This is a genomic window from Bacillus sp. EU52 (assembly GCF_037964975.1).
Lineage (GTDB): Bacteria > Bacillota > Bacilli > Bacillales > Bacillaceae > Bacillus > Bacillus subtilis.
Genome location: NZ_CP150177.1, coordinates 1,337,076 through 1,349,955 on the forward strand (window position 1 = coordinate 1,337,076; position 12,880 = coordinate 1,349,955).

Below are 12,880 nucleotides of genomic sequence, written 5' to 3' on the forward strand. Positions count from 1 at the left end.
GATCAGGCCGCGCATGCCTGATCCTTTTAATATTCTTTCTTATTGGCGAAGTTCCGCCATGCTTGAAACGGGGATAAATGCTCTGTTAGTGTCACTTGATAAAAGGGGATCGTTCTTTCTTCAGCAGGTTTATCAATTTCTTTATAAATGAATGAATCATCAAACCCGGCTTCGGCAGCGTCTGTGTGCTCAGCTGCATAGAAAACGGCTTTAGGCCGGGCCCAGTAGATGGCGCCCAAGCACATTGGACATGGTTCACAGCTCGTATACAAAATGCAGTCATCAAGCTGGTATGCTCCTAGCACCTTACAGGCTTTCCGAATAGCAGTGACTTCCGCGTGGGCAGTCGGATCATTGCTTGTTGTGACGTTGTTCTGTCCTTCTGCAATAATGGCTCCGTCTTTCACGATAACGGCTCCAAAAGGCCCGCCGATTCCTGCATTCACTCCTTCACATGCGAGAGTGACAGCCCGTTTTAAGAACGTTTCATGATTCATCCCAATCCCTCCTGTCAATAGAGTGTTATTAGTATAGCCGAAAAGAATGCAAAGAACATTCTTAAAAAAGTGCAAAATAAACAAAGTAATTGGGGGATTTGCTAAATAAGAAATCGATTGTGGCTGTATTATAGAAAAAAACCATCTGCCAAATGCAGATGGTTTTTTCAAATTATACTAGCTGTGTCTGCTGTGCTCTTGCCTGTTTTGCAGCTTCAACCATGTTTTTCAATGCTGCAACCGTTTCTTCCTGCTGTCTTGTTTTCAATCCGCAGTCTGGATTTACCCAGAAGCGGTCAGTCGGACAGACGGCAAGCGCATCAACGATAATATTGTACATTTCTTCAGTTGACGGCACACGAGGGCTGTGAATGTCATATACACCAAGGCCAAGCCCTTTTAAATACGGGTGGTTTTTTAAGTAATCTAAAAATCCTCCGTGGCTTCTGCTATGTTCGATTGTAATCACATCGGCATCAAGATCATTGATTGTATCAACGATATCTTCGAAGTTGCTGTAACACATATGTGTATGAATTTGTGTCTCGTTTTTCACGGAAGAAGTGGTTAATCTGAATGCTTCTGCCGCCCAAGTCAAATACTCATCCCAATCGCGGGTTTTCAATGGAAGGCCTTCACGCAGCGCTGGTTCATCGACTTGAATGATTTGAATGCCTGCGTCTTCAAGCGCTTTAACTTCTTTGCGAAGGGCAAGCCCGATTTGGAAGGCGATTTCTTTCCTCGAGATGTCGTTTCGAGGGAAAGACCAGTTTAAGATTGTAACCGGGCCCGTCAGCATTCCTTTTACATGCTTGGAAGTCAATGACTGTGCGTAGACTGTGTCTTTCACTGTCATCGGTTCAATAAATTCAACATCTCCGTAAATGACTGGCGGGCGGACACAGCGTGAGCCGTATGATTGAACCCAGGCATATTTAGTGAAGGCGAAACCGGCCAGCTTTTCACCGAAGTATTCGACCATGTCTGTCCGTTCAAATTCGCCGTGAACAAGGACATCAAGCTCCAATTCTTCTTGAATATCAATCCATCTTTTTGTTTCCGCATTGATAAAGTTTTGATACTGTTCATCGGACCACTCTGCTTTCCGCCATTTTTGGCGTGCGCTTCGCACTTCAGCAGACTGCGGGAAGCTTCCGATCGTTGTCGTCGGCAAAAGCGGAAGGCTGAGAGATTCATTTTGCAGGGCTAAACGTTCTTCAAACGGAATCGGGCGCTTGAAGTCTTTATCGGTTAATTGCTCAAGCTCTTTCTTTTGTTCGGAATTGGCGCCTGTTGCAAACTGTTTAAGCGTCTGGATATCAGCCTTAGCCTGCTGAATTTCTTCGCTGATCGCCGCTTTTCCTGATACTAAGCCTTCTTTCAAAGCTGTCAGCTCGGCCAGCTTTTCTTTTGCGTAGGATAATCCGTTCAATAGGTCTTTTTCCAAATGCTCATCAGGGTGTTTCGCTACTGGAACATGCAACAGGCTGCTGGAAGGCTGAATCCACAGTTCATCAACTTTTGCAATGCTGAGAATATCAAGAACGGCATCGAGACGCTCTTCAAGGTCCGCTTTCCAAATGTTGCGTCCGTCGATAACGCCGGCTGCCAGCACTTTGTCTGTCGGAAAGCCATGTGTTTTAAGCTGTTCTAGGTTTCTGCCTTTGTCGTGAACGAAATCAAGGCCAATTCCCTGAACCGGGTAAGAGATCAGCTCTTCATAAGCATCAACAGAATCAAAATACGTCTGCAAAAGCACATTCAAGGATGAAAGCTCACTTGTAATGCTTTCAAATAATTCTTTTGCACCGCGGACATCTTCACTAGAGGCGGTAACGAGCGCCGGCTCATCGATTTGAACCCATTTTACGCCTTCTTCTTCAAGCTCTTTCAAAAGCTGTACATATAATGGCACAAGGCGTTTTTGGATCGCTTTTGCTTCAGACGGTTCATAGCCTTTAGCAAGCGTAACGAACGTATAAGGGCCGACAATCACAGGCTTTGTTTCCACACCGTATTCCTGTTTGATCCGGCGATAATCTTCGAGTTGTTTGTTTCTTGTCAGACGGAACTCAATGCTCTCGTCATATTCCGGAACGATGTAATGGTAATTTGTATTAAACCATTTTGTCATTTCACTAGATACAGCGTCTTTGATTCCGCGGGCGATAGCGAAGTATGTATCGGTAGCGTCAGTCAAATGTCTGAAACGTTTCGGGATCCAGTTGAAGCTGACTGCTGTGTCGAGTACATGGTCATACTGTGTGAAATCAGAAACAGGCACAACATCAATCTGCTGGTCAATTTGTGTTTTTACTGCGGATAAAAATAGTTCGTCGATATGCTTCAAAAACGTATCTTTATCAGTACTGCCTTTCCAATACGCTTCAAGTGCTTTTTTCCATTCCCGGTTCAGTCCGATTCTCGGAAATCCTAAATTCGATGTTTTGATGGTTGTCATTGTTTCTCCTCCTTTATATGTAAAACACTCTCTTTCACCCGCGGATACAGGCTGCTAAGAGGTTTTCTCACAACAAAAAGCCTCTTTCCCATGAGAGAAAGAGGCTTTTCTACGTAAAACACTGCCTCTCTCATCTCTCAGACACAATCTGATGGAATTAGCACCGTGCCCTATGAGACATCAGTCTCGGCGCGAAAAGCAGTGCGCCCCATTTCACAATGGTATTACGGTCGGTTGCTGTTGGGGTCAAAAGGCCAATCCCTCGCCCAACTCTCGATAAGAGAAAATGTTATTAATTTTTTGAAAAGTTGAATCATTTGTTGGTAATCTTAACAGTAATTCAAATTCATTGTCAACATAGAATTTGAAATTTTTATTTACATGATGTGGCGTATATTATATAAGAAAAATAATCTTATAGGGTCAACAAATGTGATTGCTCTGCTTTTTCTGCGAGCTCATCAGGAGCTGTTAAATACAGGAATCCATTGCCTGCCAGCGTTTTTGCAATATCAAGAGGAAGTGTCCTGCGGATTAGCTGTGCGAAAACCTCAGATTCAGAAAGCTTTCTTTGAAATGATTCTTCTTCATAGCTTTTGATTAAAGCAAGCGCACCGCTGACATGAGGGGCAGCCATTGAAGTGCCGGTCAGCTTACCGTACTTCTTGTTGGGAAGGGTGGATAAGATGTTTTCTCCTGGTGCCACAAGGTCAATCTCTTTATTTGCGTTAGAAAATTCTGATAATTCTTGCGCTACAGAAACAGATCCAACTGCAATCACTTCATTATAAGCTGCGGGGTAGGAAAGCTCTTCTGTGCGTTCGTCGCCGTCACCTTCATTTCCCGCTGCACAAACGACAAGCACTCCGTTTTTCACTGCGTTTTTCACTGCTTCTTCCAGCTCTGGCACATCGCTTGGCCCTCCAAGGGACATTGAGATGATGTCGACTTTCTGTTCCACCGCGTAGTTGATGCCGTTAATTATCCATTCGTATTGTCCGCTGCCGTTCTCGCCGCCAAGAACCTTCACAATCAATAGGCTTGCCTCAGGCGCGACTCCGGCAATGCCTCCGTTTGAATCATTTGCTGCAATCGTTCCGGCGACGTGTGTGCCGTGTCCGTTGTAGTCGGAAATCGCATCTTCCTTGCCGCCGTCGTCATCCGTGAAGTTCTTTCCGCCGATGATTTGATTTTTTAAATCAGGGTGGCTTGTGTCGCAGCCCGTGTCTAATACAGCAACTTTAATATTTTTGCCTTTTACCCCTTTTGCCCACATTTCTGGCGCCTTAATCACTTTAATGCCCTCAGGAAGCTCGTTTACATCCATGATCTGCTCATTCGTCACATACGGGATCAAGCGGATTTCACCATTCATAAAAAAGCCCTCCTTTTTTATGCTTTCAAGTGGATTCAAGGGTGTTGCCTCATATTATATGAAAAAAACAAGCGCTCGGACAGAGCCATTTGAAGCATTTTGAAAAAATAGGATACACACCAAAGAATTAGTAATTTTCAAAATATTGGATGGCTTCGGCGTGTATGACTGGGATTCAACTGTAAGTCAAGTTATAATAGTGTTGGGGAAAGGAGCAGTGTCATGAAACTGAATGAAAAATTATATGCATTTTTTTCAGAGCATGTGGAACAAATGGCCGAGGAATGGATTGAAACGATGGAGGAAAGTGATCCGAATTCGCTTTACGCCCTACATAATGCAACAGTAACGGAAGAATTGAAAGAGCAGGACAGAGAATTTTACCGGCATCTGAATTACATGTATGTTTTACCGGAAAAACAATTTCTCGAAGAGTTTCAAGAGTGGGTCATTGAGCTGACCAACGATCAAAAACATCTCGACACACCGGTTCAGTATGTCATTCGGGAGTTTATGAGAAACAGGAGATTATATACGAAGTATTTTGAGAAGTTCGCAGAAGAAAATGAGTCAGCGTTTGAGCCGGGAGAGAAGCAAAAATGGGCTGATTTGATTGTGAAAGTATTTGATTTCACCATTTATACATTCGTTGATCACGCTGAAATGAATGCCAAGCAGCAATTAAACGCCCAAAGAGAAATGATATTGGAATTAAGCTCACCTGTCATTACCCTGAGCAAATCAACAGCTCTGCTGCCGCTTGTCGGTGACATTGATACCGAACGGGCGAAGTTTATTCTGGAAAACACGCTTCAAGCTTGTGCGAAAAGACGTGTGGAGCATCTGTTAATCGATCTGTCAGGTGTTGTTGTGGTGGATACGATGGTGGCGCACCAGATCTTTAAATTGATTGAGGCGCTTAATCTGATCGGTGTCCGGTCAACCCTGTCAGGAATCAGGCCTGAAATTGCGCAAACTGCTGTACAGCTGGGGATTGACTTTTCGAATATTACTATTAAAACCAACCTTGCTCAAGCATTAAACTATCATCAATAAAAAAATCCGCTATCTGTGATAGCGGATTTTTTATGATGCGAAACATAAAGATACGAGAAAGGATCCCGCGAATAATATGAGGACGAGGCAAAAGAACACCCAGTCGCGCCGGTTCACGCTCAATGTCCTGTAGTATGTCCGGTTTCTGCTTCCTGTAAATCCTTTCGATTCCATCGCAAGCGCTGTCCGTTCCGCTTTTCTGATGGCGCTTGCCAATAGCGGTATGGTATATCGTTTTAACGCACTGATTTTATTAATGATGCCGCTCTCCGCCGCTCCTCCTCTGATTTTATGAGCCTGCTGAATCAGCTGGACTTCATCCTTTAACAGCGGAAGAAAGCGAAAGCCTGCAATGACACCGTACGCGAGCTTTGGTGAGAGCCTGCACTGCTGGACAAGGCTCAGCATAAATAGAATCGGATCGGTTGTAAAAACAAACATCATCGATAAGGCGGAAAAGCATAAAATACGAAACCCGAGAGAGATGCCGACAGACACATTATCGCTGTTAATTGAGATAGGGCCTGCTTGAAACAAAAAATTATCCGGTGTTGTCGGCACCTTTCCAAAAACTGCGGCTGTCCACACGCATCCGAATGCTAAAACCAAAAACGGAATCGTGAACAACAACCATTTTTCCAATGAGATTCCGGCCGCCAGTAGAACGCCCGCAACGATGATGATATAAAAACATGCCGGAGTGTATGGGTTGTAAATAAACGACAGCATGACGACACAACAAAAAACCGCCGCCGCTTTCACAGTCGGATTAATGAGATGTAACGGCTGCTTCATCACGCACCTCCTCTTGAAATGCCATCCATTCATATAGAAGGGGAAGGGTGAGCTTTGCTTTTTGGACAAGCCCTGTTTCTTGAGAAAACAACTGCGCTGGAGATCCGTCAAAGGCCAGGCCTGTATCGTGAAGGACAAGCACGCTGTCAGCATACGAAGAGACTAGCTCCATATCGTGTGTAATCATAAGGACAGCGGTTCCCTCTGCCTTGATACGCTGAATCATTTCCATGCATTCAGCCGCTGTGCGGGCATCCTGGCCAAAGGTTGGTTCGTCTAATAATAAAACCTTTACGTCATGCATGAGCATAGTAGCAACGCTCAGTTGCCGTTTTTGCCCTTGGCTGATCGCAAACGGATGATGATCAGCCAAATGTGCAAGACCAAAACGCTGCAGCAGGTGTTGCGCTTTTTTCTCAGTTTCAGCATTTGCTTTCTGGCCGAACAGAAGCTCGTCATACACCGTATCGGTGACGAATTGATGCTCAGGGTTTTGAAAAACAAATCCCATCCGTTTACGCAATTCTTTTTCTTTATATTTCTGCAGCGGCTGATCATAGAGAAGGATTTTGCCGCTTTGCGGTTTCATGAGACGGGCCAGAACTGATAGGAGCGTCGATTTTCCAGTTCCGTTCGGACCGACAAGCGCCGTTAAGGAGCCTTCGCGCAACGAAAAGCTGATGTCATTGAAAATCGCCTGTTGTCCTCTCACGAACGAAAGGCTGCTGACTTCAAGCACACTCTCCCCAGAAGGGGCTTTCTTCTTTTTGACATGCCCGGCAGGAATAGGCTCTTTGAACAGCATCTCTTTTGATAAAGTAAACGGCATACTCAGCTTTTCCTGCAGATGACAGACCTTTGGAATGGCGATGCCCAATTTCTTTAGTGTCTCCGCTTCATGCTGAAATATATTTTTTGTCAGGCCATCCAGCGCCTTTTTGCCTGATTTGTCGAGCACGATCGTTCTCTCAATCCAAGGCGCCCATTCATCAAGCTGGTGCTCAATGACGAGGAGGCTGAAACCTTTTTCCCGCTGAAGATCCTTCATCAGATGAACGAACTCCCGCGCTGAGAAAGGGTCTAAAAGAGAGGTCGGCTCATCTAAAATAATAAGCTCAGGCTCCATCGCCAAAATACAGGCGAGAGCCACTTTCTGCTTTTGTCCTCCTGAAAGGGTTGAGATCATTTTTTCTTTTAAATGGATAATGCGTAATTTTTCTAATACGGCGTTGATTTTCTCTGTCATTTCTTCTTTTGGAATTTGCAGATTTTCCAGCCCGAACGCTATTTCGTCCTCCACCGTCAGCATGCAGAACTGCTGATCAGGATCCTGAAAAACGACCCCGGCATGCTGAGCAATCGTTTCGGAGGTTTCAGCATCTGTGACCGGCTTTTGAAATAGAAAGACATGTCCGGACTGAATGCCGTCGCAAGCCTCCGGATATAGACCGTTTAAACAAAGGGCAAGCGAGCTTTTACCGCATCCGCTCGGTCCTAATAATAAAACACATTCTCCTTTTTGAAGCTCAAACGAAATGTCTTGAAAAACCGGTTTCTCGTCTTCTTCATAAGAGAAGCTGAGCTGCTCAACCGTCAGAAGCTTATCAAAGGCTTGCATGTTCTGACGCCCGCTTCCGTTTCTTTTTCAGTTCCTTTCCGAGTGCCATTCCGTTTAACACACCTGTATAAGCGAGAGAGTCGCTGACAGCTTTTCCGAGAAGCCCCGCCAAAAGCGCGCCGGAAATGAGGCGGATCACAAGCATAATGAGCAGATAACCTGGTGAATAGGCTGCATAGCCAGAAACAAAGAGATCATAGATAAAGCTGGCTACTGAAGACCCCATACCGGCAAGCATAAGGACAGGGAGAGAGTATGCTTTCCAGCGTGTTGCAAGAAACACAGCCTCAGCCCCGAGTCCTTGAACAATGCCAATGACGATGACCATCGGGCCAGACGGATTTCCCAGCAGACACTCAACGAGAGCGGCAATGATTTCAGAAACGAGCGCCGCACCCGGTTTTCGAATCATGTACGCGGCGATCACAGAAACGATAAACCAAATGCCGTAAATCGGTTCATAGGCGATTGGCCCAAACATACCTGCAAGCACGTTTCCGAAATGTGTAAATAATAAATAAACAACGGCAAATACGATACTGATAACGGACATGATGACAATTTCTTTTACTTTCCAGCTTTTCATTTTATCCCTGCTTTCTGTTTTTTCTTGATGGACTGTTAGCCGAAAGATTCACAGTCATGGTGATGTGGTTTGTTTGCTGCTCAGCCATGCGGAAAAGTGCTTCCAATGTGCTGAATACGTCATGCGCATCCCCGTCAAGCTCGCTCGCGTAATGGACACCCTGTACGAAAGTGCCTTGGGCTTTTGCAATGTCGACAGCCTTCATAATCAATCCCATATAATCCGGCTCGTTCATTGGATAAAGGGCAAATTGGCACGGCGCTTCCGCCTTCAAGCCTCGGACAGCATCTTCATTGACACGCTTATCACCTTTGGAAAGATATGTATCCCCCTGTGTGTCACCCGGGCATCCAATAGAAAACGTGCCATTCATGACGATGTGTTTTTCGCTGTTCGCTGCATGAAGGTAAATGGCTTTTGCAGCATCGAATACATGATCAATCGATCCGCGTAACACCGTGCTGATATGGTCGGTTTTCGTCCAAACCTTGGATGTATCTGTTTTTTTCAGCGCAGACTTGATCACACTGATAAAATCATCCGTCATCGGATATAAAGAGAAGCGAAAACCGGCGATTCTGCTTGTACCGCAAATATGCTCCATTTCTCCGACCTCCTGTTTTTTTGGTAAAATAAAAAACTGCATATCCTAAGGGAATATGCAGTCATAGATCGATTAAGCGCACAAAAAAATACACCATTCGGTCAACCTGCACTTCCCCACGCTGGTATTATCCAGATCGGGTCATAAGGGATCAAAGCGCGTTTCTTCCGCGCTTTATCTCAGCCAAAACAGCACCCCTAGTGCTTTCCGTATACAATTTTTTATTTTGACATCATAATAGATGATAAGAATCATTTTGTAAACAACGAAATCATTTTTTTCATATAGGGACGGGAGAGGATGATCAAATTTGGAAAAAGGACACATATTAATTGTGGAAGATGAAGAAAAAATCGCCAGGGTTCTTCAGCTTGAATTGGAATATGAAGGATACAGCGTCACCATCAAACACAATGGCACAGAAGGTCTGGATGCGGCAGCGGAAGGCGGGTATTCCTTGGTGCTTCTTGATGTCATGCTTCCGGGGCTTAGCGGACTGGAAGTGCTGCGCCGCTTGAGAAAAACGGATCCGCAGACACCGGTCATATTATTAACGGCGCGAGACAGTATTCCTGATAAGGTAACAGGTCTGGATATCGGTGCGAATGACTATGTCACCAAGCCGTTTGAAATCGAGGAATTGCTTGCGAGAATCAGGGCGGCGCTGCGACAAAATGGAACAAAAACTGAAGATATCGGCACCTTTCTTACATATGACGATTTGCGGGTGAACGAAAAAACCCGTGAAGTGAGACGCGGAGACAAAGAGGTGGAATTAACGCCGCGGGAATTTGATCTGCTCGTCTATATGCTAAAGCATCCGCAGCAAGTGCTGACACGGGAGCAAATTCTAAGCTCGGTATGGGGATTTGATTATATCGGTGATACAAATGTCGTGGACGTCTACATAAGATACATCAGAAAAAAACTGGACTATCCTTACGAAAAACAGCTGATCCATACGATTCGCGGGGTCGGCTATGCCATTAAGGGGTAAACGATGAAGCTGAAGACCAAGATTCATCTATACACTTCGCTATCACTGTTGATTTTATTAATTTTGGTTCATACCGCAGTATATCTCATTTTTTCGTCTGCGCTGACATCAAAGGATGCGGCCCGGCTTGCTGATGAGACGGATAACATTGCCGAAGCGCTGCGTGCCGCTGAAACAGAAGGAGTGGCTTTGCAGGATATGCTGCAGGCCTATCTTCCGGCAAATGGCATGGTGCGTGTAGTGAATGGTGATCAAAAAGCCGTTATGACGATCACAAAAGAAAAAGCCTATAAAGATTTTCCTCTCTCTTTTCATAGCGGAGAAACGGCAGATGTGAGGAAACATGACGGCAAGCTGTTTGCCGAGGCTGCTGTTCCGGTGATTTGGACCGATGGACAAGTGGTGTCTCTTCAGCTGGTTGAAAGGCTTGAGAACACAGAAGAGAGTCTGTTTCTGCTGAAAATTATTTTAATCGCTGCAAGTGCTGCTGTCTGCATTGCTTCTTTTTTTGCAGGCAGCTTGCTAGCCCGCCGAATCATCAATCCGATCAGACGATTAATGATCACAATGAAAGACATACAGCGAGACAAAGAATTTAAAACGATTTCTTTAGAAGGACAGTCCAACGATGAATTGTATCAAATGGGGCTGACATTTAATGAAATGGCAATGATGCTGAAGGAGCACTATGATAAACAGCAGCAATTTGTTCAAGATGCTTCACACGAATTGAAAACCCCGCTCACCATTATAGAAAGCTACAGCAGCCTGATGAAGCGGTGGGGGGCAAAAAAGCCGGAGGTGCTTGAGGAGTCGATAGAAGCCATTCACTCAGAAGCGGTGCATATGAAAAAACTGACCAATCAGCTTTTGGCGCTGGCCAAAAGTCATCAAGAGCTTGAGCTTGATCTGAAAACAATCGATCTGATTGAAGCGGCGCGCGCGGTTATGCAAACGCTCCAGCCCGTTTATCAGCGTGACATATTGCTTGAAACAGATAAAGAGAGCCTGCTTGTAAAGGCTGATGAAGAACGCATCAAGCAGCTGTTGACCATTTTGCTTGATAATGCAATAAAGTATAGTGAAAAGCCTATTGAGATGTCAGCCGGAACGAGGAATGGACGGCCGTTTCTATCAGTGAGGGATGAAGGCATCGGAATACCTGAGGAGCATATCCCGCATTTGTTCGAACGGTTCTACCGGGCAGATGAGGCACGAAACAGAAAAACAGGCGGAACGGGTTTAGGCCTTTCCATTGCCAAGCAAATCGCCGATGAGCATGGCATTGAGCTGTCTGTCAAAAGCAAGCCGGGACGAGGAACAGCTGTCACCATGCAATTCAGCGAACAGAATGGGGGAGGCCGATGACTAAAACAATAAAAACAGTATCTTTTGCTGCAGTAGCCATTTTAGTTGTCATCATCTGTACGTTTCTCATCATTCGGCAAACCCATGAGAACGTATTGTCAAAGGAGACTGTCGTAAAAAAAGTCGAAGCCTCTTATGAAGGCAAGGTCACGAAAGCAACACAATCAAAGGATAAAAAAACATATGATATAACCCTTGAAAATCCAAAGGGAACTTACTTTGTAAAAGCAGACGCAATATCGGCTGACATTCTTTCTATGAATAGAGTAAAAGCAGTGAATCCATCTGCCATGACAGAAAAAGAAGCCGAGCATCTCGCGCTTGAGCGAGTGCCGGGAACGGTCAAAAAACAAACACGACAAAGTCGAGTTGCCACTTATACCATACAAAAAGAAGACGGGAAAACATACGAAGTGAAGGTAGACATGCAGGCAAAAACAGTCTTGTCTGCCGATCAAATCAGCAGCAAAGATCAACAAAAAACGCCGATTACGAAAAAAGAAGCCAAAACAATTGCAGAGCGAGAAACGGGAGGAACAGCGGATGACGCAGATCTCGAAGAAAGTGAGGGCACTCTCATCTTTGAAGTGGACGTTGATCTTCCTGATAATAAGGAAGCGACAGTGAAAATCAATGCCTACACAGGAAAGGTAGCTAACATTGTGTATGAAGACTGACGGTTTCTCATCAAATTCTCATCTTGCTCTCGTTTTCCTTTCATGTTGAGTGTGTAAACTGTACTCATACAAAACAAAGGAGGACTCACAAATGCTCAAGAAAAAATGGATGGTCGGTCTTTTAGCAGGGTGCCTAGCGGCCGGAGGATTCAGCTACAACGCGTTTGCCAAAGAAAACAATGAAAACAGACAGGCTTCTTCTAAGACGGATGCACTCACTGAACAAGAAGCAGAAGCAATTGCTAAAACAGTTGTTGATGGCACAGTAGAAGACATTGACAGAGACCTTTACAACGGCAAAGAAGTCTATGAAGTGGAGATTGAAAAAGAAGGTGAAGACTACGACGTTTATGTAGATATTCATACAAAACAAGAGCTTAATGACCCGTTAAAGGAGAAAGCAGAACAAGTCGCCATAACCAAAGAAGAAGCTGAAGAAATTGCTTTAAAGCAAACAGGTGGAACCGTAACAGAAAGTAAGCTTGACGAAGATGACGGTGCTTACATCTATGAAATGGAAATCCAAACGAAGCAAGGAACTGAGACAGAATTTGAAATTTCCGCAAAAGATGGACGCATTATCAAACAGGAGATAGATGACTAATCAAAACCCCCGCTGCAGCGGGGGTTTTTCATGATAAGAAACCTTCTTTTGGACAATCTAAGTAGAAAAGGAGGCGAAACGCATGGAAAAGAAAGAGGAGCAATACATCAATCAGGCTGAATATGTCCCTCATCCGACGAAGGAAGGAGAGTATGCCTTATTTCTTCATGAAACGTATCATTTGCTTTCTGAAGATGACGAGACACAAACAACAGAATAAGGGCTTAGGCCCTTGTTTTGTT

13 protein-coding genes and 2 riboswitches are annotated in these 12,880 nt (G+C 44.7%); of the genes, 6 read left to right on the top strand and 7 right to left on the bottom strand.

What is annotated here, in order from left to right; all coding sequences use genetic code 11:
• Nucleotides 1-26: 26 nt before the first annotated feature.
• The 3 genes from guaD to isp form a co-directional block, all read right to left on the bottom strand.
• Nucleotides 27-497, bottom strand: coding sequence for a guanine deaminase (gene guaD, locus NSU05_RS07015; RefSeq protein WP_003245084.1), 471 nt, complete (start codon nucleotides 495-497; stop codon nucleotides 27-29).
• A gap of 172 nt (nucleotides 498-669) precedes the next feature.
• The gene (gene metE, locus NSU05_RS07020; RefSeq protein WP_038428849.1) at nucleotides 670-2,958 is read right to left on the bottom strand and encodes a 5-methyltetrahydropteroyltriglutamate--homocysteine S-methyltransferase; all 2,289 of its coding nucleotides are present in this window, start codon (nucleotides 2,956-2,958) and stop codon (nucleotides 670-672) included.
• Between the two features lie 127 nt (nucleotides 2,959-3,085).
• Nucleotides 3,086-3,241, bottom strand: a riboswitch (SAM riboswitch).
• Nucleotides 3,242-3,373: 132 nt separating this feature from the next.
• Nucleotides 3,374-4,333: a serine protease Isp gene (gene isp / locus NSU05_RS07025; RefSeq protein WP_038428850.1), complete on the bottom strand. Its 960-nt coding sequence runs from the start codon at nucleotides 4,331-4,333 to the stop codon at nucleotides 3,374-3,376.
• 222 nt (nucleotides 4,334-4,555) lie between these two features.
• Here isp and rsbRB point away from each other — a divergent pair, with 222 nt between their 5' ends.
• On the top strand, nucleotides 4,556-5,389 hold the full coding sequence (gene rsbRB, locus NSU05_RS07030; protein ID WP_003232560.1) for an RsbT co-antagonist RsbRB: 834 nt from the start codon (nucleotides 4,556-4,558) through the stop codon (nucleotides 5,387-5,389).
• A gap of 30 nt (nucleotides 5,390-5,419) precedes the next feature.
• Here the strand turns inward: rsbRB and thiX are convergent, their stop codons facing one another.
• The 4 genes from thiX to thiU are packed head-to-tail and all read right to left on the bottom strand — an operon-like array spanning nucleotide 5,420 to nucleotide 8,992.
• Entirely contained in the window at nucleotides 5,420-6,184 is a 765-nt protein-coding gene (gene thiX / locus NSU05_RS07035) for an HMP/thiamine ABC transporter permease ThiX (protein WP_038428852.1), read from the bottom strand.
• The gene (locus tag NSU05_RS07040; RefSeq protein WP_038428853.1) at nucleotides 6,159-7,802 is read right to left on the bottom strand and encodes an ABC transporter ATP-binding protein; all 1,644 of its coding nucleotides are present in this window, start codon (nucleotides 7,800-7,802) and stop codon (nucleotides 6,159-6,161) included. Before NSU05_RS07040 ends, thiX begins: the two co-directional genes overlap by 26 nt.
• Nucleotides 7,789-8,388, bottom strand: coding sequence for an ECF transporter S component (locus NSU05_RS07045; RefSeq protein ID WP_003232554.1), 600 nt, complete (start codon nucleotides 8,386-8,388; stop codon nucleotides 7,789-7,791). Before NSU05_RS07045 ends, NSU05_RS07040 begins: the two co-directional genes overlap by 14 nt.
• A gap of 1 nt (nucleotide 8,389) precedes the next feature.
• A complete protein-coding gene (gene thiU, locus NSU05_RS07050; protein WP_038428854.1) occupies nucleotides 8,390-8,992 on the bottom strand; it encodes an HMP/thiamine ABC transporter substrate-binding protein ThiU in 603 nt (200 codons plus the stop codon).
• 96 nt (nucleotides 8,993-9,088) lie between these two features.
• Nucleotides 9,089-9,201: riboswitch (TPP riboswitch) on the bottom strand.
• Between the two features lie 101 nt (nucleotides 9,202-9,302).
• On the opposite strand from thiU, the gene ykoG reads away from it, so the two are divergent.
• From ykoG to NSU05_RS07075, 5 genes are all read left to right on the top strand, one after another.
• The gene (ykoG, locus tag NSU05_RS07055; RefSeq protein ID WP_038428855.1) at nucleotides 9,303-9,989 is read left to right on the top strand and encodes a two-component system response regulator YkoG; all 687 of its coding nucleotides are present in this window, start codon (nucleotides 9,303-9,305) and stop codon (nucleotides 9,987-9,989) included.
• A gap of 3 nt (nucleotides 9,990-9,992) precedes the next feature.
• The gene (gene ykoH / locus NSU05_RS07060; protein WP_038428857.1) at nucleotides 9,993-11,357 is read left to right on the top strand and encodes a two-component system sensor histidine kinase YkoH; all 1,365 of its coding nucleotides are present in this window, start codon (nucleotides 9,993-9,995) and stop codon (nucleotides 11,355-11,357) included.
• Nucleotides 11,354-12,034, top strand: a complete 681-nt coding sequence (locus tag NSU05_RS07065; RefSeq protein ID WP_038428858.1) for a PepSY domain-containing protein — start codon at nucleotides 11,354-11,356, stop codon at nucleotides 12,032-12,034. The genes ykoH and NSU05_RS07065 overlap by 4 nt, the downstream gene beginning before the upstream one ends.
• A 91-nt stretch (nucleotides 12,035-12,125) precedes the next feature.
• Entirely contained in the window at nucleotides 12,126-12,638 is a 513-nt protein-coding gene (locus tag NSU05_RS07070; protein ID WP_038428859.1) for a PepSY domain-containing protein, read from the top strand.
• A gap of 82 nt (nucleotides 12,639-12,720) precedes the next feature.
• A complete protein-coding gene (locus NSU05_RS07075; RefSeq protein ID WP_003218541.1) occupies nucleotides 12,721-12,858 on the top strand; it encodes a transcriptional regulator SplA domain-containing protein in 138 nt (45 codons plus the stop codon).
• The last annotated feature ends 22 nt before the right edge of the window (nucleotides 12,859-12,880 follow it).

What these genes read in the sequence shown, in the direction of transcription:
- NSU05_RS07065 (WP_038428858.1), top strand. Translation starts at nt 11,354, where the DNA reads ATGACTAAAACAATAAAAACAGTATCTTTTGCTGCAGTAGCCATTTTA.
- thiX (WP_038428852.1), bottom strand. Translation starts at nt 6,184, where the DNA reads ATGAAGCAGCCGTTACATCTCATTAATCCGACTGTGAAAGCGGCGGCG.
- ykoH (WP_038428857.1), top strand. Translation starts at nt 9,993, where the DNA reads ATGAAGCTGAAGACCAAGATTCATCTATACACTTCGCTATCACTGTTG.
- NSU05_RS07070 (WP_038428859.1), top strand. Translation starts at nt 12,126, where the DNA reads ATGCTCAAGAAAAAATGGATGGTCGGTCTTTTAGCAGGGTGCCTAGCG.
- isp (WP_038428850.1), bottom strand. Translation starts at nt 4,333, where the DNA reads ATGAATGGTGAAATCCGCTTGATCCCGTATGTGACGAATGAGCAGATC.
- NSU05_RS07040 (WP_038428853.1), bottom strand. Translation starts at nt 7,802, where the DNA reads ATGCAAGCCTTTGATAAGCTTCTGACGGTTGAGCAGCTCAGCTTCTCT.
- thiU (WP_038428854.1), bottom strand. Translation starts at nt 8,992, where the DNA reads ATGGAGCATATTTGCGGTACAAGCAGAATCGCCGGTTTTCGCTTCTCT.
- rsbRB (WP_003232560.1), top strand. Translation starts at nt 4,556, where the DNA reads ATGAAACTGAATGAAAAATTATATGCATTTTTTTCAGAGCATGTGGAA.
- NSU05_RS07045 (WP_003232554.1), bottom strand. Translation starts at nt 8,388, where the DNA reads ATGAAAAGCTGGAAAGTAAAAGAAATTGTCATCATGTCCGTTATCAGT.
- guaD (WP_003245084.1), bottom strand. Translation starts at nt 497, where the DNA reads ATGAATCATGAAACGTTCTTAAAACGGGCTGTCACTCTCGCATGTGAA.
- NSU05_RS07075 (WP_003218541.1), top strand. Translation starts at nt 12,721, where the DNA reads ATGGAAAAGAAAGAGGAGCAATACATCAATCAGGCTGAATATGTCCCT.
- metE (WP_038428849.1), bottom strand. Translation starts at nt 2,958, where the DNA reads ATGACAACCATCAAAACATCGAATTTAGGATTTCCGAGAATCGGACTG.